The organism is Corallincola luteus, from assembly GCF_004336975.1.
GTDB lineage: Bacteria > Pseudomonadota > Gammaproteobacteria > Enterobacterales > Neiellaceae > Corallincola > Corallincola holothuriorum.
Map to the genome: position 1 here is coordinate 107478 of NZ_SJXE01000010.1, position 22480 is coordinate 129957.

Here is a 22480-nt window from a genome sequence, read left to right on the forward strand (position 1 = left end):
AGGAACAGGTTTACAGATGCTTATTCAACAGTTACAGCAGGCTCGCTGCGTTAACCCTTTTGAAGAACTTGGTTTGAAGCCTGATCCTGATGGAAAGGGCATGTTACTGAGAGTGTGGCTACCTAATGCCGTCAAAGTCGTTGCCAAGGAACTCTCGACCGATAAGTCGCTGGGTGAAATGACAGTCGTACATGAAGATGGGCTTTTTGAATTGGCGATGCCACGTCGGAAAAAGTTCTTCTTTTACAAACTCGATGTCACCACTGACAGTGGCGAATACACTAATGTTTACCCTTACCAATTTCAGGAAGTGGCTTACGCCGAGATTGGCGAAGCTTATTCGACGCCTGAAGCCCATTATAATCGCATGGGTGCCCACCCCATGGATATTGATGTCGGTGGTGGAAAAAGTGTTCACGGCGTGCGTTTTGCCGTGTATGCACCAAACGCATCCAGCGTATCTTTGATTGGTGAATTCAATTATTGGGACGGGCGCTGTCACCCTATGCAGCAGACAACGAACGGATGCTGGGTGCTGTTTGTGCCGGAGATTGATGCTGGCTACAAATATAAGTACGAGATTAAAGATCCGTTAGGCAATCGTCTGCCCCATAAAGCTGATCCTGTTGGCTTCTATGCGGAGCAATACCCATCGCACTCTTCTGTTGTTTATGATCATGATGCTTACCAATGGAATGACCAACAGTGGATAGAGGACAACCTGGATGATAAGCGTTTTCGTCCATTGTCTATCTATGAAGTACACCTAGGTTCATGGCGGCAGAAAGTTGAAGCTGATGGTCGCGCTCGTTCGTTAACCTATCGTGAGCTTGCTGAGTATTTGATCCCGTATGTGAAAGATATGGGCTTTACCCATATTGAAGTGCTTCCTGTTTCTGAGCATCCATTCTCTGGTTCCTGGGGGTATCAACCAGTCGGGCTATTCGCCCCGACATCGCGTTTTGGTACACCTGATGATTTTAAGTATCTTGTTGATCAGTGCCACCAGAATGGTATTGGCGTGATCGTTGACTGGGTGCCTGCACACTTCCCTGAAGATAGCCATGGTTTGGCTCGTTTCGATGGGACGCATCTTTATGAATATGCGGATCCACGCAAGGGTTGGCATCCAGATTGGAATTCATGCATTTATGATTTTGGTCGTGATCATGTTCGCCAGTTTTTGATCTCTAATGCGCTTTTCTGGCTGGAAAAATTCCATGTTGATGGCCTGCGTGTCGACGCCGTCGCATCGATGCTTTATCTGGATTATTCCCGTAACGCCGGCGAATGGATCCCCAATGTTGATGGTGGCAACCATAACTACGAAGCGATTAGCTTGCTGAAGTGGTTCAACGAAGAAGTTTATAAGAAGTATCCTCATGCCATGACATTGGCTGAAGAGTCAACGGCTTTCGCTGGGGTTTCGCGCCCGACTTTCGAAGGCGGACTGGGCTTTGGCTTTAAATGGAACATGGGCTGGATGCATGACAGTCTGCATTACATCAGCAAGGATCCAGCTTATCGCAAGTATCACCATGGTGAGCTGACCTTCTCAATGGTTTATGCCTACGATGAGAACTTTGTATTGCCTCTGTCCCATGATGAAGTGGTGCATGGTAAGGGCAGTATCTTGCGGAAAATGCCAGGTGATGAGTGGCAGGCTGCGGCGAATATGCGCGCTTATATGGCCTTCATGTACGCACACCCGGGTAAAAAACTCAATTTTATGGGTAATGAACTTGGCCAGGCCGAAGAGTGGAATCATGACAGTTCTGTGCAGTGGCACCTACTGGACTATCCAAAGCACAGCGGTATTCAAAATCTATTTAGAGATTTGAACCATGCTTACCGTGATACGCCAGCTATGTATGAGCTGGACACGAGTCATGAAGGCTTTGAATGGGTGGACCATGAAGATGCCGATAACAGCATCGTGTCATTTATCCGTAAAGCGAAATCGATAGATGAAGATGTGATTGTTATTTCTAACTTCACTCCAATTCCTCGTGATGGTTACCGTTTGGGAGTTAATCTGCCCGGCCGATACCAGGTTATTGTCAATAGTGATAGCGAGTATTACTGGGGTAGTAACTACGATTGTGGGGAATTTTTCGAAACAGAAGAGATGCCGTGGCATGGTCGTGAACAATCTCTGATGATTAACTTGCCAGCACTGTCTACACTTTATCTGAAAAGGGTAAAGTAAAATAACTCGCAGTATTGAGGCCACCCTAGGGTGGCCTTTTTTATTTTGGGGAGGCGAATATGGATATGGCCGCTAAACGATCTAAAGATACAAAGGCGTGCTTGTCGACAATGACGACAGGGGTGCCGCAGCCATTAGGAAGCTCTTTGCAACAGAATGGTTGCAACTTCTCTGTGTATGCTCCTGATGCTGAAAAGGTTGAATTGTGCTTGTTTAACGAGGCGGAAGAGGAGGTTTGCCGCCTCTCCATGCCTGGTAAAACAGGCGCTTTCTGGCATGGTTTTGTGCCCGGACTATTGGCCGGAGCACTTTACGGTTATCGCGTGCATGGTCCAGATAATCCCAAACCCGGCACTGCTTTTGATGGCACCAAATTGCTTATAGATCCTTATGCCAAGGAGCTTAATCGCCCAGTCATTTGGCATCCAGATCTGTATCAGGGTGACAGTCAATTTATGGTGCCCAAAGGGGTTGTCATTAATGATGATTTTGACTGGCAAGGCGTTAGCAAACCCAGAATCGCAGACCATGAGCGGATATTGTACGAGTTGCATGTAAAAGGTTTTACCAGGCTAAAATCCAAGTTACCTAAATTACAACGTGGTACCTATTTAGGTTTGGCTCACGCGGAAACTTTAAAGTACCTAAAGTCGCTGGGGGTAACCTCATTACAGCTGATGCCAGTGGCGAGCTATATGAGTGAGCCAAGGTTGCAGGAGATGGGGTTAAGCAATTTCTGGGGTTACAACACGATTAACTTTTTCGCTCCTGATGCCAGGTATGCTGCGGATAGTCCGGTGGTTGAGTTTAAGACCATGGTTCGAGAGCTGCATAGAAAGGGGATAGAAGTAATACTGGATGTTGTCTTTAATCATACCGCTGAAGGGGGTGTAGGGGGGCCAACCATCTCCTTTAGAGGGCTTGATAATCGTGGTTTTTATCTGTTTGAGCACCAGCACGGTGAGCCCGATTATGAACGTAGTGTCAACAACACGGGATGTGGTAATAGCGTTAATTTCGATAATCCCGAAACCCTGACCATGGTGCTTAACGCCTTACGTTATTGGGCGACAGAGATGCAGGTTGACGGTTTTCGTTTTGATTTGGCGGTCAGTTTGGCCAGAGAGCATGGTCAATACAAACACAGCTCCGCGTTTTTTAAAGCGATTTATCAAGATCCTGTATTAAGTGAATGTGTGCTGATTGCTGAGCCTTGGGATATAGGGGAGGGGGGATACCAGCTCGGTCAGTTCCCCGAGCCTTGGCTGGAATGTAACGATCGTTATCGCGATACGCTACGCGCCTTTTGGCGCGGAGATGCTGGTTATATTGGCGACTTCGCTACTCGGGTTGCAGGCTCTAGGGATATTTTTTGTAAAGGCGTTAGGCCTGTCAATGCGTCAGTGAATTTCATTACTTATCACGATGGTTTTACCCTCGAAGATACCGTTTCTTATGCTGAACGGCATAACTTGGCTAATGGCGAGAACAATCGTGATGGTCATAGCCATAATTTGTCATGCAATCATGGTGTTGAAGGTGAGACAGACAAAGCCGACGTATTAGCCGCGAGGCAGCAACACAAACGCAATTTGTTGGCTTCGTTACTGCTTTCTGTCGGCACGCCGCACCTACTTGCGGGCGATGAAATCGGTAGAACACAACAGGGCAATAACAACGCTTATTGCCAAGATAATGCGCTTAACTGGCTAGATTGGCGCTTGATTGACGAACAGGGCACATTATTGCGTTATGTGCGTAAATTGATCCAGTTGCGGAAAAAATTACCGATACTGACGGCGCTTAACCTGCACGATGATCACTATTGGCACAACAGCTACGGGCATGAACTGCATTGGCATAAACCCGAAGGGGGGCTGCTGCATGAAGCTGATTGGCATGAGCCTGCCAATTGTGTGTTGGGGTTAGAGGTCTTTGATCACGGTAATACGCATCACCCTGATACACAACGCATATTTCTAATGTTTAATGGCAGCCAATATCCGATCAGCTTTTTATTAATCGAGTTACCTAAAGGTCAGTATTGGTATCGAACGTTGGATACGGCTTCGGATGAGGGCTTAGCAAACAACCGGAGGATCCGCGCGCAACGCTATCTTTTACAGCCGCACTCCATCTCTTTACTGGAAAGGAGATTTATCAACGGCAGTTGAGTCTATATAATCGACCCTCTTTTGCCGACATCAACCGCTTTACCGGTCCTAAACAAGGAACTTTTTGCATGAGCGATCAACAACCACTTTGCGATATAGGCTTTATCGGCTTAGGCGTGATGGGGAAAAATCTAGTTCTAAACCTCGCTGACAATGGCTACAAAGTAGCTGCATTTGACCTCGATAAAGATAAGGTTGATGCAGTGCTGGCGGCAGAAGCATCGGAAAGAGCTGAGGGGATCGAGCAAAGGGTCTTTGGTTGTTCAGAGATAAACGAGCTGGTGACGAGGGTGAAAAAGCCCCATCTATTCATTCTATCTGTGCCAGCCGGAGAAGCTGTCGATCGTGTTTGTAGTGCGCTGCTCGCTGCAGGTGTTGGTGCCGAAGATGTCATCATCGATACTGGCAACAGCTTATGGACAGATACGGTTCGGCGCGAAGCTAGCTATCGCGGTCAATTTGTATTTTTCAGTACCGCAGTGTCTGGTGGCGAAGTCGGGGCTCGTTTTGGTCCGTCGTTGATGCCTAGTGGTGATAAGAAAGCTTGGGCGATGATTGAACCGGTACTAGAAGCGATCTCTGCCAAAGTGGACGCCAATAGCGGATTACCGCTGGAGCGCACGCAGCCGGGTCAAGTGATCACTGAGGGTGAGCCTTGTGCAACCTACATTGGACCTGCAGGCGCGGGCCATTATGTGAAGATGGTGCACAATGGTATTGAATATGCGGATATGCAGTTAATTTGTGAAGCTTACCACCTGCTCCGTGATGCTCTGGGCATGACTGCTAAAGAGATTGGTGAGATTTTTCAGACTTGGGACAAAGGTGTCCTAAATAGCTATCTGATGGAGATCAGTGCCGAGGTATTGCTGCAGGACGATCCTGAGACGGGTGCGCCTTTAGTTGAAATGATCCTGGATAAAGCGGGTCAAAAGGGCACAGGGTTGTGGACCGCTGTCAGTAGCTTAGAGCAAGGTACGCCAGCCCCCACCATCACTCAGGCGGTATTTGCTCGAGCCTTGAGTACGTTGAAGTCTGAACGTGTCGCAGCAGCAGAGGTGTTGCAAGGACCGAAGAGTGAACAGGTATCTGAAGCGGAAAAGCAGGCTTTTATTGAGTCACTCCATGACGCCCTATATTGCTCAAAGATCTGTGCTTATGCGCAGGGATTTGCATTGATGGCGTCAGCGTCTGACGAACACGATTGGGGGCTGGATTTTGCTGCAATCGCTAAGATCTGGCGGGCGGGGTGCATTATTCGGGCAGTATTCTTGCAGTCAATCACGCAAGCGTATCAGGCCAAACCTAAGCTAGCTAACTTGCTGTTAGATCCTTTCTTTCAACAACAGGTTGAGCAAAAGCAGATGAATTGGCGTCGAACCGTTGCTAAGGCGACGTTGATGGGCATACCTTGTCCGGCGTTTAGTTCTGCTATTAGCTATTTTGATTCTTATCGTACCGCGGTACTGCCAGCGAACTTACTACAGGGTCAGCGTGACTTTTTCGGTGCGCATACATTTGAGCGAACGGATAAACCGAGTGGAGAAAAATTCCACCTTAACTGGTCCAGCCCAGCACGGGATCTGACGCAAGTTTAGCGGCTAGATAATTGAAAAAAGGAGGGCTAACTTTAAAAGTTAGCCCTTTTTCTTTGCGCATCATATGAATAACGCTACCATTTCGAAGAGTCTCTACAGGTAGTGATAATGAAGATTTGGGATATTAATCCGGGCTATTTAGGTCGTCAGCAGTTGTTAACAGAACACACTGAGCTGCACTCTCTTGCGCAAGTGATTGAGTCGCAACTCGATGGTGTTGGAAAAATGAACTCAGCGGTGTTGCGTTGGGCTTACCATCCGGCGGCGGTCGCCCTTCGTCACGCTATTGTGGTTGAAGAGATGAAAATGCGCGATATCGAGCATAAAACGCCTATCGCCGTACCGTCCACTGCCTGTGAGTGGCCGGCATTAGAGGGGGATTGGACTGCTGCTACGCAATATGCGGAGTTGGCAGATAAAGGTGTTGCGGGGCGGATCCCTTTGCCAATGTCTTCCGTACAGTTATGGGAGCAACATGCTTACTCGGTGATGGCTCGCGATTTACCGTTATTTAAAGAGTTACAGTCCCAGGTTGAGAGTAAAGCTATTGCCTTTGATGAATTAGCTGATCTATTGGTGGAGACATTGCGACGCCCGTGTCATCAACATCACTGGGATAAAGTCGTCATGGGTATGTGGGAGCCTTGTTTGGTGGCTTCTGAAGCATCTGACTATCGTTCCAGCTTTGGACGTCCCGATCGATTGCTTCGCGGTATACAATATTTGTCGGCTCAGTATCAATGGCCAGAACTTTGGCAGGCAACAGCACTGACAGAACTAGCATGTGCAGTGAGGGTGAATTAGTGAGTGATGGTGAAAAATGGCGGGAGCAGTTAACGCCAGAACAGTTTGCAGTTTGTTGGGAAAAAGGCACAGAGCGCCCATTTAGCGGTGCATTGCTGCATAACTCCGAAACGGGGATTTACCACTGTGTTTGCTGCAACAGTGCGCTATTTGACTCAACATCTAAGTTCGACGCGGGTTGCGGTTGGCCAAGTTTCGATAAGGCGTTAGAGGGAGCGGTACGATATGAACGTGATATGACCCACGCGATGATCCGTACCGAGATATTATGCAGTCAATGTGGATCCCATCTGGGTCATGTGTTTGATGATGGCCCCCAGCCTACCGGTCAGCGTTATTGTGTTAACTCACTGTCTTTGGATTTTGCGAAGGGTAAAGGTTAAATTTTGGGTTCCGGCAGGCTAAATTTTCCCTCTTTTAGGGTGTCATAAATCTCTTCTGCTCTTTGGTCTAGTGCTCTGCGTTGCTCTGTGTTGACCCTTAAATATCTACTGTTTGCTTCGATATCTATAGATTCAACCTCAGCCAGTTCGCCTATCTTCATCCATAGGTAGGCGAGTTCATTTTTCCGTTGCTGGGTAAAAATGGTCGCTAACATAGTGATGATGCTGGCTTGGTACTTGGTTTCCCCTTGGCTCAGGTAAAGCGCCTTGTATAGCTTGTTAACTGCGACTTGTGGCTCGCTCTTGCTATATGCGCTTGCGAGGCGCATTTGCATGTCAGTGCGCTCTAGCAAGCCTTTTGCATCTTGCTCTAACAAAAGTTGATGCGCTTTCTTATCACCGTGTCTGCTCCAGTGGTAATAGAGTAGATCGGAAGTTGTATCCCCTTCGGTTTCTGCACTAACTTTCTCTATCTGTGCCAGTGCCGCGAGATAACCATTGACCCGCTGTGTTGTTTGCTCTTTGTTGTTGCTGTGCTGGATTTGGGAGGCGCGCTCTATACAGTCACGGTAGTCTTCGAGGTGCATTAACAGTTGATATTTATTGTCACCTGAGGGAGATATTTGGGTTTGATAGCGTTGCTTGATAAGGTCGGCGCGCTCATATCTACACCAGCCGTCCTTATTCAGATCGTCACATAGTTCTGGGAATTTTTTGCATATGCCCCTTACACTCCCTAAGTCCTCACAGGAAGAAAGTAGCATTACGCAAGCGATGACTAAAAACTGACGAAAATACATGGCGACTCCGAGCTGAATACGCCGCAACATTATGGCATATCAACTCTAAGTAATTGTTAATGTTTTCCTTACTTAGGAACCTATTCTGTTAACTAAGGTCAATTATGTTTCAACAACGAACAATTATTGACCCAAACAATAGGGATTTGTCACCCGCTATCGCTAATTCTATATTGATTGGTGATATCATTGGCTTATAAGACAAATAGTAGACCCTTTGGGTCTTTAAATGAAAAAAGTCGTGTTCTTCTGCGAAGGACGCGAGCTTTTTGTTATCCCTAATCTAAGCTTGTTCAAAATAGCTTTTTCACGTTTAGTCCTATCGAGGAGATAAGCTGCATGCCTGGTTTTGAGTTATTCGGTCCCGAAGAGCAGAAAGAAGTTAAAGACGTAATGGAGCAGGGGTTCACCTTCCGTTACAACTTTGATGCCATGCGAAACGGTCATTGGAAGGCACGCGATATGGAGCAGATGCTCCAGGAAAAGATGGGTGTTAAACACGCGCATCTACTATCCAGTGGTACCGCTGCGTTACAGACCGCTTTAGCTGCATCGGGCATTGGTGCTGGTGATGAGGTGATTGTACCGCCGTTCACTTTTGTTGCTTCCGTCGAAGCTGTCATTATGGCCGGTGCTGTCCCTGTCTTCGCAGAAATTGATGAAACTCTATGTTTATCTCCCGAAGGGATTAAGGCCGCCATTACGCCACGTACTCGCGCGGTTAATTTAGTACATATGTGTGGCTCCATGGCGAAGATGGACGAGATTAAAGCCATCTGTAAGGAACATGATCTGGTTCTGATGGAAGACGCTTGTCAAGCCATTGGTGGTAGCTACAAAGGTCAGATGCTAGGCAGTATCGGTGATGTAGGTTGTTTCTCTTTTGATTCGGTGAAGACCATTACGTGCGGTGAAGGTGGCGCGGTTATCACCAACAATGAGGCTATCTATAATCATAGCCACATGTTTACCGACCATGGTCACGATCATGTGGGTAGCGATCGTGGCGCTGAAAGTCATCCCATCATGGGCTTGAACTTCCGCATCTCAGAGATGAATGCGGCCGTTGGTGTGGCGCAGTTACGTAAGCTGGACAAGATTGTTGAGATCCAGCGCCGCAATAAGAAGCTGATCAAAAGTGCGATGGCGGATATTGCTGATATCAGTTTTAGAGAGATCCCTGACGAGTCTGGTGATTCAGCGGGCTTCTTGAGTTTTATGCTTCCTACAGAAGCGCGTGCGGTAGAGATTAACCAAAAATTAGCTGAAAACGGCGTAGATGGTTGTTTCTATTGGTATGTGAACAACTGGCATTACTTGAAAAACTGGTCGCATATTCAAAATCTAAAGTCACCCGCCAAGTTGGCGATAGAACTTTTACCAGAGCGTCCTGACTATACTCAAGTCTCCACGCCTAAGTCTGACGCTATCATGAGTCGCACGATTTCGATGTTGATTAAGCTGTCTTGGAGTGAAGAAGAGATCGCACAACGTATAGAGAACATTAAGAAAGCTTTTGCCTAAAACGGTGACGGAGCCTACACCATGAGTTTTAAGAATTTTAAAGTTGTACCAAAAATGATTTTTGGCCGCGGGTCATTTGCTCAGCTGGATGAGGTTTTGGCTGAAGAGCGTAAGCAAGCCAATGACTTCGTTGTGTTTCTGGTTGATGACGTGCATAAAGATAAGCCGCTAGCTGACCGTGTGCCGGTAAAGCCACAAGATAAGCTTATTTGGGTTAATGTCGATGATGAACCATCCACCAAACAAGTGGATGAGTTAACACTGGAAGTGCAGGCGCATAGCGATTCTCTTGCTGTCAGCGTGGTTGGTATCGGTGGTGGCTCTGCTATGGATTTAGCTAAGGCCGTGGCGCTGATGTTAACCAATGAAGGTGGCTCTGCTAAGTATCAAGGGTGGGATCTGATTGAAAACCCTGCTGTACATCATATCGGTATTCCTACGCTATCTGGTACCGGTGCTGAAGCATCGCGCACCACGGTACTGTGCGGACCTGAACGTAAGCTCGGCATGAACTCTGATTACACTGTATTCGATCAGATCATCATGGATCCCGAGTTAATTAAAGATGCGCCGACAGATCAGTGGTTTTATACCGGTATGGATTGCTATATCCACTGTATCGAGTCGCTGGAAGGTACTTATCTGAATGAGTTTTCTAAAGCTTACGGTGAGAAGTCATTAGCACTTTGTCGTCAGGTCTATTTGGATGATCATCCTGAAAGTGATGATAAGTTGATGATGGCGTCGTTTATGGGCGGCATGAGCATCGCTTATAGTCAGGTTGGCGCATGTCATGCGCTGTCTTATGGTTTGTCGTATGTGCTTGGTTATCACCATGGGATAGGCAACTGTATTGCCTTTGATGTACTTGATGAGTTTTACCCTGAAGGGGTGAAAGAGTTCCGGCAGATGATGGAAAAGCATAACATCACACTGCCGAAAGGGATCTGCAAAGATCTGCCTGACGAAACCATCGCAAAAATGGTTAAAGTTGCCAAGAGCCTAGGGCCATTGTGGCATAACGTTTATGGTGATGGCTGGGAAGAGAAGGTGACTGACCAGTTGCTAACCGATCTGTATCGTCGCATTTAGTGAGCGGTATTATTCTTATTTGAGCCACGGCATGAAAAGTGTCGTGGCTCTCTTTCTATCAGGTAGATGAAAATGAGTGTAACCGTATTAATCCCTGCGCGTTATGGCTCTAGCCGGTTTCCTGGCAAGCCGTTGGCAATGATCCATCATAAACCAATGATACAACACGTTTATGAGCGTGCTTTGCAAGCCAAGTTAGTTGATGAAGTGTATGTCGCTACTGATGATGACTTGATTAAAAATACCGTAGAAGGGTTTGGCGGCAAGGTTGTCATGACCAGTGCCGAAGCTGCATCGGGTACCGATCGTATTGATGATGCGGCAACTCGTTTAGGCTTGGTTGATGACGATTTGATTATCAATGTACAAGGTGATCAACCGCTAATTGATCCCGCATCAATAGATCAGGTCGTTGCGCTGTTCAACGATGGGGCTGCTGATTTTGAGATGGCTACCTTGGCCTATCGCATTACCAATCTCGCAGAGCGAGATGATCCCATGCACGTTAAGATGGTATTTGATAAGCGTTTTAATGCCCTCTATTTCTCGCGTTCATGTATTCCGTTCAACCGCGATGGCGATGAGGATTATCCGGTTTATAAGCATCTAGGTGTTTATGGCTATACCCGTCGTTTTGTTAAGGCTTTTGGCAAATGGCCGGTTAGTGAACTGGAGCACTTGGAAAAATTGGAGCAGCTAAGGGCACTTGAGTTTGGTGAAAAAATCAAAGTCGCCGTGGCAGCCTCTGATTCGCCAGAAGTGGATACATTGGAAGACATCCGTAAATGTGAAGATGTACTGAACAGCCAAGAGTAGCCGTTCACGACTGCAGATGTAAAAAAGCCGAGCATGTTTTGCTCGGCTTTTTATTAACGTTGAATAACTGTTTAGCCGCCCCAGGTATCTCTTAGCGCGACAGTGAGGTTAAACACCAGTCCATCTTCGCTTGAGTCTTGGTTGTCGGCACAGAAGTAACCTTCACGCTCAAACTGGTAAGCTTGTTCAACCTTGGCCATTTTAAGCGACTGTTCAGCAAATCCTTGCTTAATTACCAAGGAATCCGGGTTTAATACTTCATGGAAGTCGTCGGCTGCAGCAGGATTAGCTACCGAGAACAAACGGTCGTAAATGCGAAACTCTGCAGGCACCGACTGTGTTGCAGATACCCAGTGGATAACCCCTTTAACTTTACGACCATCCGCAGGATTAACACCCAAGGTCTCAGGATCATAGGTACAATGGATCTCTTGGATTTCGCCCTTGTCGTCCTTGATAACCTCATCTGCACGCACTACATAGGCATTACGCAGACGAACCTCTTTTCCGAGTACCAGACGTTTATATTTTTTGTTGGCTTCTTCCCGGAAATCTGCACGGTCAATAAAGATCTCTTTAGTGAACGGCAGTTGGCGGACACCCATGCTTTCATCTTTGGGATGCACCGGCGCACTGAGCATTTCGTTATGCTCTGGAGCTAAGTTACTGATAACCAGTTTTACTGGGTCAATCACTGCCATAGCCCGTGGGGCGCTGTGCTCAAGATCTTCACGGATACAAGCTTCTAACATGCCGATTTCAATCATGTTTTCTTGCTTGGTGATACCGATGCGCTTGCTGAACTCCTGAATCGACCCAGGTGTGTAACCGCGACGACGTAAGCCTGCAATTGTCGGCATACGTGGGTCATTCCAACCGGATACCAGCTTCTCTGTCACCAGCGAGTTAAGCTTGCGCTTAGACATTACAGTGTACTCTAGATTCAGACGAGAGAACTCATACTGACGCGGGTGGCAGTCGATGGTGATGTTGTCGAGTACCCAGTCATAAAGCTGGCGGTTATCCTGAAATTCTAATGTACACAGAGAATGGGTGATCCCCTCCAACGCATCAGAGATGCAGTGGGTGAAATCGTACATAGGATAGATACACCATTTGTCGCCAGTCTGGTGATGATGGGCAAACTTCACTCGGTAAAGCACTGGATCACGCATACACATGACCGGTGATGCCATATTGATCTTGGCTCTAAGGCAGCAACTACCTTCTGCAAACTCACCTGCACGCATCTTTTCAAACTGGGCAAGGTTTTCTTCCGGTGAAGTGTCACGGTATGGACTGTTCTTACCAGGTGCCGTTAGCGTGCCGCGATATTCACGGATCTCATCAGGTGATAACTTATCAACGTACGCCAAGCCCTTTTCAATTAGCTCGACGGCATACTGATAAAGTTGATCAAAGTAGTTTGATGAATAGCAAATCTCGCCATTCCATTGGAAGCCTAACCAATTAACGTCGTCCATGATTGAATGAACGTAATCGATTTCCTCTTTCTCTGGATTGGTATCATCAAATCGCAGGTTACATTGCCCTTGATAATCTTGCGCAATACCGAAGTTCAGACAGATCGATTTAGCGTGCCCAATATGCAAGTAACCATTGGGTTCGGGAGGAAATCGAGTGTGTACCGAATTGTGTTTACCTGACGCCAGATCTTTGTCGATGATCTGACGAATAAAGTTACTCGGTTTGGTCGTGACGGCATCCGCCTCTGACATGGAAAAGACCTCTAATGCTCAAAGTGACAGTTTAACCGGTCTATGATCCATGATTGTGGGCTTTAACTCAATAAAAATAGGGTAATGGTGCCGAATAGTGGTTAGAAGTTTGTAAAACGACGATGGCAGATCCTATCTGCCATCGTCAATCAGCGATTATTGAATGTTGATATCGAGCTCTTTCACCAGTTCAGGCTTAATCAGCGTGGTTTCTGCTTTTATTGGGCTGAGCAGCTCGGTTTTCGCTTGGAACATCCGTTTGCCTTCAGCAACCTGTGCTTTTCTGGCGCGCTCATACCAACCATCTCGCATAACGTGCAGCAACGGCATATGTAAGCGCTGAGACTTGCGTTTCGCCTCATATTCGACGTTTATTTCTCGCAATGCGTCATCAAAGGCTCTAACAAATGCAGCGAGTTGTTCATCTTCATGATGCCCCACCAGCTCTAAGCGGAGTAGGTAGCGACTCTCTTCTGTATAGGCCTCAGCTTTGAAATGCTCCGCCAATACACCGCTGCTGATACTGGCTTTTTGCACCGCGTCTATCACCTGATTGACACTCAGCTTTTCGCCGGTGATATTGGTCATACCGCGTCCCTTTCTAAGGAAGCGTATCTTAGGCGCGTTTTTATAGAAGCCCTCAACCGTTATTACGTCATTGATATCATAGCGGTAGAGGCCACCCGTGGTGGTTAGGAAAATATAGTATTCACCGCCAGTTTTAAGGCCATCGATGGTGATGAAGTTCCATTGGCTTGGATCATTCGGTGCGTTGAGTACGTCGTCTGCTTGTACAAATTCATAGAAATTAACATCTAATGCCAATGGCCCTGCACAGCCCCTGTCTGATAACGGTACCGAGCAACGAGCTTCACTGGATAAGAAACCCCAATCGCGAATTTGCTTTGGTGTGTTACCGTCGGGATCGAACCAGCTGGGAAATTTATCCAAATAGTGGCCAACGGTACCGCCTTTCCAACAACCGATCAGAGCCAACTCAGGCCAGTAATCACCGGGAAGTAATCGTCCATCTCGCTTGTCATGCTGCTGCTGTAAAAATGCAGCACGGTTTGGGTTGGGTTCAATCTTGGCTTCTAATGCCTGGCGTAATTCTGCCGCCATTTTGAATTTATTGTTGAGCGTACCCTGGCGGATATCATCTATTAGCAGCTGACCGTATTCGTCAGCTTTTTCGCACATCTTCAGGATGGAAGAGGGGTTAGCGGTTGCCAGTAGTGAAACCTTTTCACTGAGCGCAAAACGCATTAATGCGTAGTATTTTGACTCGTAATCCTCAATTTCAAACACTTCATAGGGGATGGCATATATCTTTTGCACGATCCCTGGCATCTGCCGGTAAATGTGGCCAGAGGTAGAGCCGAAGCTCAATCCTGATTCGGTATAGCCCTCAATGGCAGGGGAGACTAAAGAAACAATTTTTCCAGCATACAGATCAGGGTGTGCCCGTTTAGCGTGATACATCCATGCTCGCATCATGTCAGATGACGCGGCACGCTGACAGCTTGGGGTCACTGGAATGAATTTAGCCTTACCTGTGGTGCCACTGGTTTGAGCGAACATCACTGGCGCTTCGGCAGTAAGAATATTGCTTTCACCAGCCGTCATTCGTTCGATTTCTGGGCGGATATCTTCATATGAAACGAGAGGTAATGCCGCTTGGTATTCGGCGATGGTGTTAATTTTCGAAAAGCCGTAACGTTTACCGTATTCGGTTTCGGCATTTTGCTTGATGATCCTGTTGAGTAGGGCTTTTTGCGTATCTAAGCCTCCTTCAGCAGATTTACGAAAACGGCTGGCAGATATTTTTGCCAAGAAATGAATGATGTAACCGATCATAGTGCTTGTCACTCCTTTAATTTGTGCCGTTATTTATGCTGTTTCGAGATATCTCTTCCAGCGTACTACTTCCGGTTGAATGCCAAAGCCTGTGCCTGCCTGCAAATTAGCCATCCCGCCGGCACCTAACTGAACAATGGGTTGCATAGGGTCATCTTCCAGCAATAGTTGCCCGAAGCAGCCTTCACGCCACTTTAAGGTAGGAACGAGGTTGGCGAGCACTAAACCCGCAGATGACAGTATGCTGGTTTCACCCACTTGGGCGCCTAATTGACAATCAATACCGTTGTCGGCCGCTTTCTTGGCAAGCGCCAGTGAATTGCTGATGCCGCCACATTTTGAAATGCGTAAATTGAACAGGTGGCACGCCTTTTCATCGATAAGCGTTTGCGCGTCTGCGCGACTGCAGATCGATTCATCGACCATCACGGGGGTGATATTGGCAGAAGTAAGTTGCGCCAGCCCGTTGATATCTTGAGCAGGCAAGGGCTGTTCAATGGATTCCATTTGGTATTTTGACAGTGCAGAAAGCTGCCGTTCTGCTTCGTCTGCTGATTGCCAGGCAGCGTTAGCGTCGCCTCTGAGTGACATTGAATCACCAAGCGCTGCTCTGACGGTGGTAAGAATTTTGTGGTTATGCTGCAGGTCTGAGACCAGTTTGACCTTGCATGCCTTGACGCCGAACTGCTTAATCATTGCCGCATTGGCTGCAACATTCTCTATTTTCTCACTAGCAATTACCGCGCTGTAACGTTGCGGTTGTTGCGGTTGGGCACTGAATAGCTGTAATACCGATTGTTCTGTACTGCGAGCATAGAGATCTAGCAGCGCCAGTTCTAATGCGCAAAATGCTGCGTGTTCGTTGCGCGGTAGTGTTGTCAGAGCGGATGCAATCCAAGCCTGCAATTCGCTAAAATTAGTGAACTTAAGCCCCTGAACTTTAGGAAACCAACGTTCATTCAACGCAGAGACCACGCTGTCGATGGATTCGCCACTTACATACTCGCGAGGGCAGCACTCTCCATAGGCTTTTAGACCGTTCTCGTCGGTCAGACAAACGATGACATTACGTGCCAGTGAGCGAGAAGCTAACGCGTGCTGTACTTCGAAATTCATTGGAATGGCGAGAATTGATATTTCCGCCTGTTTAATTTGCATTCTCAACTCCTTGTTGGCTTAACCATTGGGCGATTAGACGGCTAAGTTGGTCTGGGGTTTCAAATTGAAGTGAATGGATCTGGTCTTTATAGTCTGTTTGCTCAATTGATGAGCGACTTCTGTTTAAAAGTTCAACGACCCCCTGATTGTCGACAATATCATCGTTTTCTGCGAGGTGAAGTTGAATAGGTAATGAGAAGCTGTCTATTTCCGCGGCGATATAGTTATCGATGGTTCGCGTCGCCCACAGGAAGCTGGCACTGACACGGCTATTTCTGAGCGGGTCATTGCTGATATATTCGACGAATGCGGGATCGTCAGTGAACATTGAAGGGCTAATTAGTCCGGGAAATAACCGTTTGTCGCAGAGCCAAGCACAAAAGCCAATTTGCATTTTTTGCCATACTGAATAATCCACTTTGGCGACTAAGCCGGGCGTAATCAGTATCAAGCCGTCTATCTCGTCTGGATAGCTCATAGCGTAACGCAGTGCCAGCTTCCCCCCCCATGACAGGCCAATCAGATAACGTTTCTTATAATCGCGGGTGCGCTGTTCAACTAAATGCTGCAAATCTTCAATTAGTTGCAGTTCCGATGCAGCGTAGCCTGGATTTAGCCCCATATCTTGTCGATTGGTACCACTACCTCGACGGTCTGGCATGATAACGTCATAGCCCATACCGGCTAATCTGGCACCCACCAAATGAAACCAACCAGCGTGACTTTCTATGCCATGTAGATAGATAAGCGCAGTGTCGCTATCTGTTGCTGAAATATGCTGAAAGTAATTTAGCGGCTGCTCTTGGGCACCGATAAATTGTGCGGGTTGTCTATGGGTTAGCCATTGTTCAAGCTCTGCCTTTAGGGCTTGATTCTCTATATCAGTATTAGCGAGAGCCATGGGCGTCACCATGAGTGCGAGTAAAATAAAAACTGGATACAGGAAAAGATTCATAGGCTATTCAGTGCCTCTGATATGGGTTCTTTACTGGTCTCTTGCTTACTTAATAGTGGCGAAGAATACTTTTGCCACCAGTTTTTTGCGTGCTGTTGTGACCAAGGGTGTATGCGCTGAAGTGGTTCCAGTATTTCAATGATCTCAAAGATATCTCTGGGGCGCTGTGCTGGCTCTCGGCTGACACATTGCATCACCAACGCTGCTAACTTGGCTTCAATCGGACTGGGGACTACCTCAGTGATTGGTACTGGTTTCTCTTTTAATGCAGCTAAGGCGATTTGCAGCGCGTTGGTGCCAGTAAACAGATCTTTTCCCGAAAGCATATTATAGGCCACAGCACCTAACGCATAGATATCGGTTCTGGGATCGCAGATCTTAGGATCTTGTAGTCGTTCCGGCGCAATGTAAGAGGGCGTACCAGCAATTGACTGTGTTTGTGTAAGCTGAGTTGCTTCCGGATCTGAGATGTCTTTGACTAAGCCAAAGTCGAGCACTTTGACATGGTCAAAAATTCCGCCTTGCTCTGACAGCATGATATTGGGCGGCTTGATATCTCGATGAATGAGACCGCGGCTATGCGCTTCAGCAAGTGAACCGCACACTTGTAACAAAATCGCGATCACTCGCTCCTGCGGCATAGCACCAAATTCACTGATGTAATCGGCGAGGGTAAAGCCGCGAACATACTCCATGGCGTAGTAGAAAGTCCCGTCAGGGCTTAGGCCATAGTCATAGACCTGGATTGTATTTGGGTGGCCAAGCAGTGCCGTTTGTTGCACCTCTAATTCGAATCGGTCAATGACCTCTTCAGAAAGCAAACTACGTTTTAGAACTTTAAGCGCTGTCGGTCGGCGCAATAGGGCGTGCTGCGCTAAATAGACGCTGCCAATACCACCTTCTCCAATTTTCTTTTCTAACTTGTACTGGCCCAATTTTTCAAAAGCGTTTACCTGATCATCCAGACGCCGCAAACGCATTTGATAAATCACCATGGCGATGGCACTGAGCGTCAGTAGAGCAAACATCATTAATTCGGTGAACAAGAGCGGTGAAAGCAGCTGCAGCATCTCCTCTTTATTTACCTCTACAACTAGACCGATATTGAGCTCATCCACCCAAATCCAAACGCCAAGCACATCTTCATCGCGGTAGCTGCGATAATGCTCAAATTTTGTCGCGTTGCCGATCGATAAAGCATGTTGAACAGGAAATATTGGCAGTTGACTCTTGCTCACCGGATCGACCAACTTAACATTGAGGATCGTTGAATTGATCTGGTCGTTGAGCAGCAATCCTCGCTGTTTTATCTCTGCCAAAAGCGGGCTTTCAGAGATCATCAAACCGTCGCTATTGAAATAGTACATCTCGATCTGTTCGTCACTGCGATACAGTGAAGTGATGGCATTAAACTCAATGGATGCGTCCAGCAATTCCACCAGGTAGTAATACCCTCGGTTTTCCATCTGCTCTATACGCGTGGCTATCAGCAAGATTGGGGGAAGGTTTTGGTCTGGCAAAAAGTCGTCTGAATGCATCACTTCACTCAGCCTGAATGTGCTTTCACTGACAACTTCGATGAGCCTGACCGATGCCCGGGGCAACTGCTGGTTTATATGGCCTCGATTTGTGGATGCAACGACATAGCCGTCTTTGTTGATAATGAGAAAACCTGCAGAATCAGAAAATGACAACTCTTGGTCAACGATTTCACTTAACGACTTTTGTAATTCAGCTTTTTTTGTCACCGAGGCAGATTCTATCTGTTGTAGAAGCTTCAATACTCGATGACGTGACGCGATCCGCGTGGCGAGATTGGTCTCTGTTTTCAGCCAAAATTTCAGTGCTGCACTTTGCGAATCCAGTTGTTGCTTAATTTTTGATTCAAAAAGATCTTCGGCGGCTTCGATAAGGTGAAAACGCAAGAACAAGCCGAGTGCAATGAGAATGATGCTGGTGATAGCGATATGTCGATAAAACGCCAACCTTCTCGGTCGTTGATAGTGCGTATTGTCTATCTTCGCGTAGGTACGCACCAAGCGTTGCTGCAGTTGTTTTGGAAGAGGAGGCTTTGCCAAGCTATATTTCCCTATAAAAATAGATGGTTAGCTTACAAAACCTGAGTTTAGCCGAAACCGCTCAATAGGGCGAGTTTTCGGCTAGATAGGCGTCACTATTTGTTCTTGTTGCAGCAATCTTCTTTAGTGCAATGGCCGTAGAGGTAGAGGCTGTGATTAGTGAGATCAATGTTGTGGGACTTTGATATCTCCCGCTGGCGTTGTTCGATGGTTTCATCGACAAACTCTACAACTTCGCCGCAATCTAGGCAGACTAGATGATCATGATGATGGCTGGTGGATAATTCAAAAACAGACTTACCGCCTTCAAAATGGTGGCGAGCAACAATACCAGCGTCGTCAAACTGGTTAAGTACACGATAAACGGTCGCCAAACCGATCTCTTCACCGTGATCAATCAACTTTTTGTAAAGATCTTCAGCGCTTACGTGTTGATTGTCAGGGTGCTGCAACAGCTCAAGTATTTTAACCCGGGGCAAGGTTACCTTAAGTCCGGCTTTCTTGAGTGCTTGGTTTTCGTCGGTCATCCCAAATCCCATATTCTTATGAAGCACAATCGCTGTGCAATTATCTGTCTGATTATATGTTTATCCGCCCTAAAATAAACCACAAATCCGGTAACTTATTCTGTTTCTCTTGAATTATGGGGTACGCCTATAATATCTTGATTGTGGTCAGACCAGTATGAGTGAAAAATGAGAGCAGTATTTAAACGACCACAGTTACTGAAAACGTTATTAAACCTTTGGCCACCTTTTCTTTTTTGTGGCATTCGGATTGAATCACTGAGCGATGATTACCTAAAGTGCCGTGTTGGCTTGAGGCTCAGTCGTTGGAATCGGAATGCTAACGGTACCCATTTTGGCGGCAGTCTGTTTTCGATGTCAGATCCTATTTATGCACTGATGTTAATGGGGTTATTGGGTGACCGCTATCTGATTTGTGATCAATCAGCTGATATCAATTTCATTAAGCCCGGTAGAGGCCGCGTTTATGCCGATTTCGAGCTGACACAGCAACGTATCGATGAGATCCGCGAAGCCACTGCTGCTGGTGCCAAACATCTGCCTGAGTTTGTGATTAACGTGATTGATGAACAGGGTGATCTCGTTGCCAAACTGCGGCGCACCCTTTATGTGCGTCATAAAAAGTCCAAGTAGTTTTAGCTAGGGAAGGACACAAAAAAGGCCGCGTTTGCGGCCTAGAGACAGTTTGCTACAGACTTGTTTGTTAAGCAAAAGAGTCCAAAGACATCTCTTCGCTGATCTGTTTGCACCATTTTTCAACACGCTCTTGGGTGAGTTCAGGCTGACGATCTTCATCGATCCCTAAACCTACGAAATGGTCTTCGTCCGCCATCGCTTTGGACGCTTCATAGTCGTAACCTTCGGTGCTCCAATGGCCGACGATGGTGGCGCCTTTCGCTTCGACGATATCACGGATAGTTCCCATGGCGTCGAGGAAGTACTCTGCGTAGTCTTCTTGATCGCCACAGCCGAAGATGCCGACGATTTTATCACTGAAATCTACCTGCTCAAGCTCGGGAAAGAAGTCGTCCCAGTCGCATTGGCTTTCGCCGTAATACCAAGTCGGAATGCCTAATAGGAGGAAATTGTACTTATCGATGTCATCGCGGCTGACTTTAGCAATGTCATGTATGTCAGCGATCCCTTTACCCAAATTCTTTTGGATCATCTTGGCCACGGCTTCCGTGTTACCAGTATCGCTTCCGAAAAAGATACCTACAATCGACATGAATATTTCCTGTACGCTTTGATTTTTAGTTACTTTAGTAGAGGACCTTGCTTAGGCAAAGTCGTTCATTCCGATAATGCATTTTGCAATATTAACGCGATCATGGCACTTCGATTCAGTGCGTGTTGTTCGCATTGTGCATCTAACTGATCAATCAGTGTTTGATGCAGTTTAACTTCTACGCGTTTCAGCCCATTGGCTTTGTCGCGTTTAAGTTGGTTACGTTTATTGATCTTTAGTTGGGCATCACGGGACAAAGGACTGGTTTTAGGGCGTCCTGGACGTCTTTGTTGCTCAAATAGATCTATGGTTGTTCGGTCGGTATTTTCTTTAGCCATGTTCAGCCATTGACTCCACTACCACTTTCCATAATGAACTGAATAACTCCCTTTGCAATGAACCCTGCACAACCAAAAAACAGTACCAACCAAACTACTGCGCGCCCAAATTTAGGCACATCGCCTTTTTTCAACACATCTTGAATGGCAAGTCCGATAAGTAAGAAGATGGCTGCAAAGAACAGGTTAAGGCCAATCGCCTCTATCTGTTCAAAATGCTCTGCGAGCATATCAGGCTCCTGATGGCAAAGAGGCGCGCACTATATCACAGGGATAAAGTTGGGTTAATCCTCATCTGGTAGCAAAAACTGTTCAACTAAGCGATTAAACAAGCCTGGTTTTTCGGCATGCAGCCAATGCCCTGTTCCCTGGATGATTTTCGCTGTTGCATTAGGGAATCTCGTCATGATGGCTGGACGATGTTCCGGCAAGATATAATCGGACTGCTCACCTTTAATAAACAGGGTAGGTCCAATAAATGCAGGCTGCTCTGAGGTCGGCTCTCGGATAGCGTCGTAACTGGCTAAGGTACCGCGGTAATTGAATTGCCATATCAAGCCGACATCTGAGCGCGTGACATTTCGCAACAGAAACTGGCGTACGCCGACATCGGGTAAAAATTCCTGCAAAATCTGATCGGCTTGCTGGCGGCTTGCCACGGGTAACTGCTGGTTGAGAGCGGCCAGCCCTTTTAGCACCTGAACATGATGGCTGGGATATTTAACTGGGGCGATATCTGCGACGACTATTCGTTTAAAGCGGTGGGGGGCTAGCATGGCTAACTCCATGGCGACTTTGCCGCCCATAGAGTGACCAACACAATGCGCTCGCTCAATGTTTAGCGCGTCCATAGTCTCTATTATGTCGCCCGCCATATCGATGTAGTTGGTGACATCCTTATGACCAGAGCGACCATGGTTGATCAGATCAACACTGACGACATCAAAATGAGTTTGTAGATGTCGGCTCAGGGCGCCTAAGTTTTCCAGGCTGCCGAATAGGCCGTGAATAAGGATAACGGTAGGTCCTTGACCTTGGCGCTGAAAATTTAATTGCATGCTCTGTTCTCGTTTCTTTTAGCGTGGCGAAGTTTGCCTTTGGAATCGGGGCTGGGCAAGTAATCATTGCATTGGCTGAATTAGCGAAGTGGGAATTTCAGTGCGGGTATGTATAATGTTGCCCATTTTGTGCCAGCGCAAA

General features: G+C 47.0%; 20 protein-coding genes. 9 read left to right on the forward strand and 11 right to left on the reverse strand.

Going from position 1 to position 22480, the window contains the following annotated elements; all coding sequences use genetic code 11:
* Positions 1-16 precede the first annotated feature (16 nt).
* The 5 genes from glgB (at position 17) to msrB (ending at position 7168) form a co-directional block, all read left to right on the forward strand.
* Complete coding sequence (glgB, locus tag EZV61_RS16410) at positions 17-2209, forward strand: 1,4-alpha-glucan branching protein GlgB (protein ID WP_131417032.1); 2193 nt, start codon at positions 17-19, stop codon at positions 2207-2209.
* A 59-nt stretch (positions 2210-2268) separates the two neighbouring features.
* Positions 2269-4383, forward strand: a complete 2115-nt coding sequence (glgX, locus tag EZV61_RS16415; protein WP_240695231.1) for a glycogen debranching protein GlgX — start codon at positions 2269-2271, stop codon at positions 4381-4383.
* 68 nt (positions 4384-4451) lie between these two features.
* Positions 4452-5981, forward strand: a complete 1530-nt coding sequence (gene gndA, locus EZV61_RS16420) for an NADP-dependent phosphogluconate dehydrogenase (protein ID WP_131417034.1) — start codon at positions 4452-4454, stop codon at positions 5979-5981.
* A gap of 108 nt (positions 5982-6089) precedes the next feature.
* Positions 6090-6785, forward strand: a complete 696-nt coding sequence (locus tag EZV61_RS16425) for a pyrimidine dimer DNA glycosylase/endonuclease V (RefSeq protein ID WP_131417036.1) — start codon at positions 6090-6092, stop codon at positions 6783-6785.
* A complete protein-coding gene (gene msrB, locus EZV61_RS16430) occupies positions 6764-7168 on the forward strand; it encodes a peptide-methionine (R)-S-oxide reductase MsrB (protein ID WP_131417038.1) in 405 nt (134 codons plus the stop codon). The genes EZV61_RS16425 and msrB overlap by 22 nt, the downstream gene beginning before the upstream one ends.
* On the opposite strand, the gene EZV61_RS16435 is transcribed toward msrB, so the two are convergent.
* Positions 7165-7968 carry a DUF2989 domain-containing protein gene (locus EZV61_RS16435; RefSeq protein WP_165569644.1) on the reverse strand — a complete coding sequence of 268 codons (804 nt, stop codon included), beginning with the start codon at positions 7966-7968 and terminating at the stop codon, positions 7165-7167. The genes msrB and EZV61_RS16435 overlap by 4 nt on opposite strands.
* Positions 7969-8307: 339 nt before the next feature.
* Between EZV61_RS16435 and EZV61_RS16440 the strand changes: the two genes are divergently transcribed.
* The 3 genes from EZV61_RS16440 to kdsB all read left to right on the forward strand — a co-directional run bounded on the left by EZV61_RS16440 (position 8308) and on the right by kdsB (position 11400).
* The gene (locus tag EZV61_RS16440) at positions 8308-9492 is read left to right on the forward strand and encodes a DegT/DnrJ/EryC1/StrS family aminotransferase (protein WP_114338019.1); all 1185 of its coding nucleotides are present in this window, start codon (positions 8308-8310) and stop codon (positions 9490-9492) included.
* Between the two features lie 21 nt (positions 9493-9513).
* A complete protein-coding gene (gene kdnB / locus EZV61_RS16445) occupies positions 9514-10584 on the forward strand; it encodes a 3-deoxy-alpha-D-manno-octulosonate 8-oxidase KdnB (protein ID WP_114338020.1) in 1071 nt (356 codons plus the stop codon).
* A 72-nt stretch (positions 10585-10656) separates the two neighbouring features.
* The gene (kdsB, locus tag EZV61_RS16450; protein WP_114338021.1) at positions 10657-11400 is read left to right on the forward strand and encodes a 3-deoxy-manno-octulosonate cytidylyltransferase; all 744 of its coding nucleotides are present in this window, start codon (positions 10657-10659) and stop codon (positions 11398-11400) included.
* Between the two features lie 71 nt (positions 11401-11471).
* On the opposite strand, the gene glnS is transcribed toward kdsB, so the two are convergent.
* The 6 genes from glnS to fur form a co-directional block, all read right to left on the reverse strand.
* Positions 11472-13139 carry a glutamine--tRNA ligase gene (gene glnS / locus EZV61_RS16455; protein WP_131417042.1) on the reverse strand — a complete coding sequence of 556 codons (1668 nt, stop codon included), beginning with the start codon at positions 13137-13139 and terminating at the stop codon, positions 11472-11474.
* A gap of 156 nt (positions 13140-13295) precedes the next feature.
* Positions 13296-14996: a GH3 auxin-responsive promoter family protein gene (locus tag EZV61_RS16460; protein ID WP_131417044.1), complete on the reverse strand. Its 1701-nt coding sequence runs from the start codon at positions 14994-14996 to the stop codon at positions 13296-13298.
* A 33-nt stretch (positions 14997-15029) separates the two neighbouring features.
* The gene (locus EZV61_RS16465) at positions 15030-16154 is read right to left on the reverse strand and encodes a mandelate racemase/muconate lactonizing enzyme family protein (protein ID WP_131417046.1); all 1125 of its coding nucleotides are present in this window, start codon (positions 16152-16154) and stop codon (positions 15030-15032) included.
* Positions 16144-17055, reverse strand: coding sequence for an alpha/beta fold hydrolase (locus EZV61_RS16470; protein WP_165569645.1), 912 nt, complete (start codon positions 17053-17055; stop codon positions 16144-16146). Before EZV61_RS16470 ends, EZV61_RS16465 begins: the two co-directional genes overlap by 11 nt.
* A 50-nt stretch (positions 17056-17105) precedes the next feature.
* The gene (locus EZV61_RS16475) at positions 17106-19187 is read right to left on the reverse strand and encodes a serine/threonine protein kinase (protein WP_114338026.1); all 2082 of its coding nucleotides are present in this window, start codon (positions 19185-19187) and stop codon (positions 17106-17108) included.
* A 95-nt stretch (positions 19188-19282) separates the two neighbouring features.
* Positions 19283-19714, reverse strand: a complete 432-nt coding sequence (gene fur, locus EZV61_RS16480; protein WP_130565839.1) for a ferric iron uptake transcriptional regulator — start codon at positions 19712-19714, stop codon at positions 19283-19285.
* A gap of 168 nt (positions 19715-19882) precedes the next feature.
* Here fur and EZV61_RS16485 point away from each other — a divergent pair, with 168 nt between their 5' ends.
* Positions 19883-20347 carry a DUF4442 domain-containing protein gene (locus EZV61_RS16485; RefSeq protein ID WP_114338028.1) on the forward strand — a complete coding sequence of 155 codons (465 nt, stop codon included), beginning with the start codon at positions 19883-19885 and terminating at the stop codon, positions 20345-20347.
* Between the two features lie 70 nt (positions 20348-20417).
* Here EZV61_RS16485 and fldA read toward each other — a convergent pair whose 3' ends face one another.
* The 4 genes from fldA to EZV61_RS16505 form a co-directional block, all read right to left on the reverse strand.
* A complete protein-coding gene (gene fldA, locus EZV61_RS16490; protein WP_114338029.1) occupies positions 20418-20942 on the reverse strand; it encodes a flavodoxin FldA in 525 nt (174 codons plus the stop codon).
* Positions 20943-21007: 65 nt separating this feature from the next.
* Positions 21008-21280 (reverse strand): LexA regulated protein, encoded by a 273-nt coding sequence (ybfE, locus tag EZV61_RS16495; RefSeq protein WP_114338030.1) that lies wholly within the window; start codon positions 21278-21280, stop codon positions 21008-21010.
* Positions 21281-21282: 2 nt separating this feature from the next.
* Positions 21283-21510 (reverse strand): DUF2788 domain-containing protein, encoded by a 228-nt coding sequence (locus EZV61_RS16500; protein WP_114338031.1) that lies wholly within the window; start codon positions 21508-21510, stop codon positions 21283-21285.
* Between the two features lie 54 nt (positions 21511-21564).
* Positions 21565-22338 carry an alpha/beta fold hydrolase gene (locus tag EZV61_RS16505; RefSeq protein WP_131417050.1) on the reverse strand — a complete coding sequence of 258 codons (774 nt, stop codon included), beginning with the start codon at positions 22336-22338 and terminating at the stop codon, positions 21565-21567.
* Between the last annotated feature and the right edge of the window lie 142 nt (positions 22339-22480).

What these genes read in the sequence shown, in the direction of transcription:
- EZV61_RS16500 (WP_114338031.1), bottom strand. Translation starts at nt 21,510, where the DNA reads ATGCTCGCAGAGCATTTTGAACAGATAGAGGCGATTGGCCTTAACCTG.
- EZV61_RS16440 (WP_114338019.1), top strand. Translation starts at nt 8,308, where the DNA reads ATGCCTGGTTTTGAGTTATTCGGTCCCGAAGAGCAGAAAGAAGTTAAA.
- EZV61_RS16470 (WP_165569645.1), bottom strand. Translation starts at nt 17,055, where the DNA reads ATGGCTCTCGCTAATACTGATATAGAGAATCAAGCCCTAAAGGCAGAG.
- glgB (WP_131417032.1), top strand. Translation starts at nt 17, where the DNA reads ATGCTTATTCAACAGTTACAGCAGGCTCGCTGCGTTAACCCTTTTGAA.
- EZV61_RS16435 (WP_165569644.1), bottom strand. Translation starts at nt 7,968, where the DNA reads ATGTATTTTCGTCAGTTTTTAGTCATCGCTTGCGTAATGCTACTTTCT.
- fldA (WP_114338029.1), bottom strand. Translation starts at nt 20,942, where the DNA reads ATGTCGATTGTAGGTATCTTTTTCGGAAGCGATACTGGTAACACGGAA.
- glgX (WP_240695231.1), top strand. Translation starts at nt 2,269, where the DNA reads ATGGATATGGCCGCTAAACGATCTAAAGATACAAAGGCGTGCTTGTCG.
- EZV61_RS16425 (WP_131417036.1), top strand. Translation starts at nt 6,090, where the DNA reads ATGAAGATTTGGGATATTAATCCGGGCTATTTAGGTCGTCAGCAGTTG.
- msrB (WP_131417038.1), top strand. Translation starts at nt 6,764, where the DNA reads ATGTGCAGTGAGGGTGAATTAGTGAGTGATGGTGAAAAATGGCGGGAG.
- ybfE (WP_114338030.1), bottom strand. Translation starts at nt 21,280, where the DNA reads ATGGCTAAAGAAAATACCGACCGAACAACCATAGATCTATTTGAGCAA.
- glnS (WP_131417042.1), bottom strand. Translation starts at nt 13,139, where the DNA reads ATGTCAGAGGCGGATGCCGTCACGACCAAACCGAGTAACTTTATTCGT.
- EZV61_RS16460 (WP_131417044.1), bottom strand. Translation starts at nt 14,996, where the DNA reads ATGATCGGTTACATCATTCATTTCTTGGCAAAAATATCTGCCAGCCGT.
- EZV61_RS16505 (WP_131417050.1), bottom strand. Translation starts at nt 22,338, where the DNA reads ATGCAATTAAATTTTCAGCGCCAAGGTCAAGGACCTACCGTTATCCTT.
- gndA (WP_131417034.1), top strand. Translation starts at nt 4,452, where the DNA reads ATGAGCGATCAACAACCACTTTGCGATATAGGCTTTATCGGCTTAGGC.
- EZV61_RS16465 (WP_131417046.1), bottom strand. Translation starts at nt 16,154, where the DNA reads ATGCAAATTAAACAGGCGGAAATATCAATTCTCGCCATTCCAATGAAT.
- kdsB (WP_114338021.1), top strand. Translation starts at nt 10,657, where the DNA reads ATGAGTGTAACCGTATTAATCCCTGCGCGTTATGGCTCTAGCCGGTTT.
- EZV61_RS16485 (WP_114338028.1), top strand. Translation starts at nt 19,883, where the DNA reads ATGAGAGCAGTATTTAAACGACCACAGTTACTGAAAACGTTATTAAAC.
- fur (WP_130565839.1), bottom strand. Translation starts at nt 19,714, where the DNA reads ATGACCGACGAAAACCAAGCACTCAAGAAAGCCGGACTTAAGGTAACC.
- kdnB (WP_114338020.1), top strand. Translation starts at nt 9,514, where the DNA reads ATGAGTTTTAAGAATTTTAAAGTTGTACCAAAAATGATTTTTGGCCGC.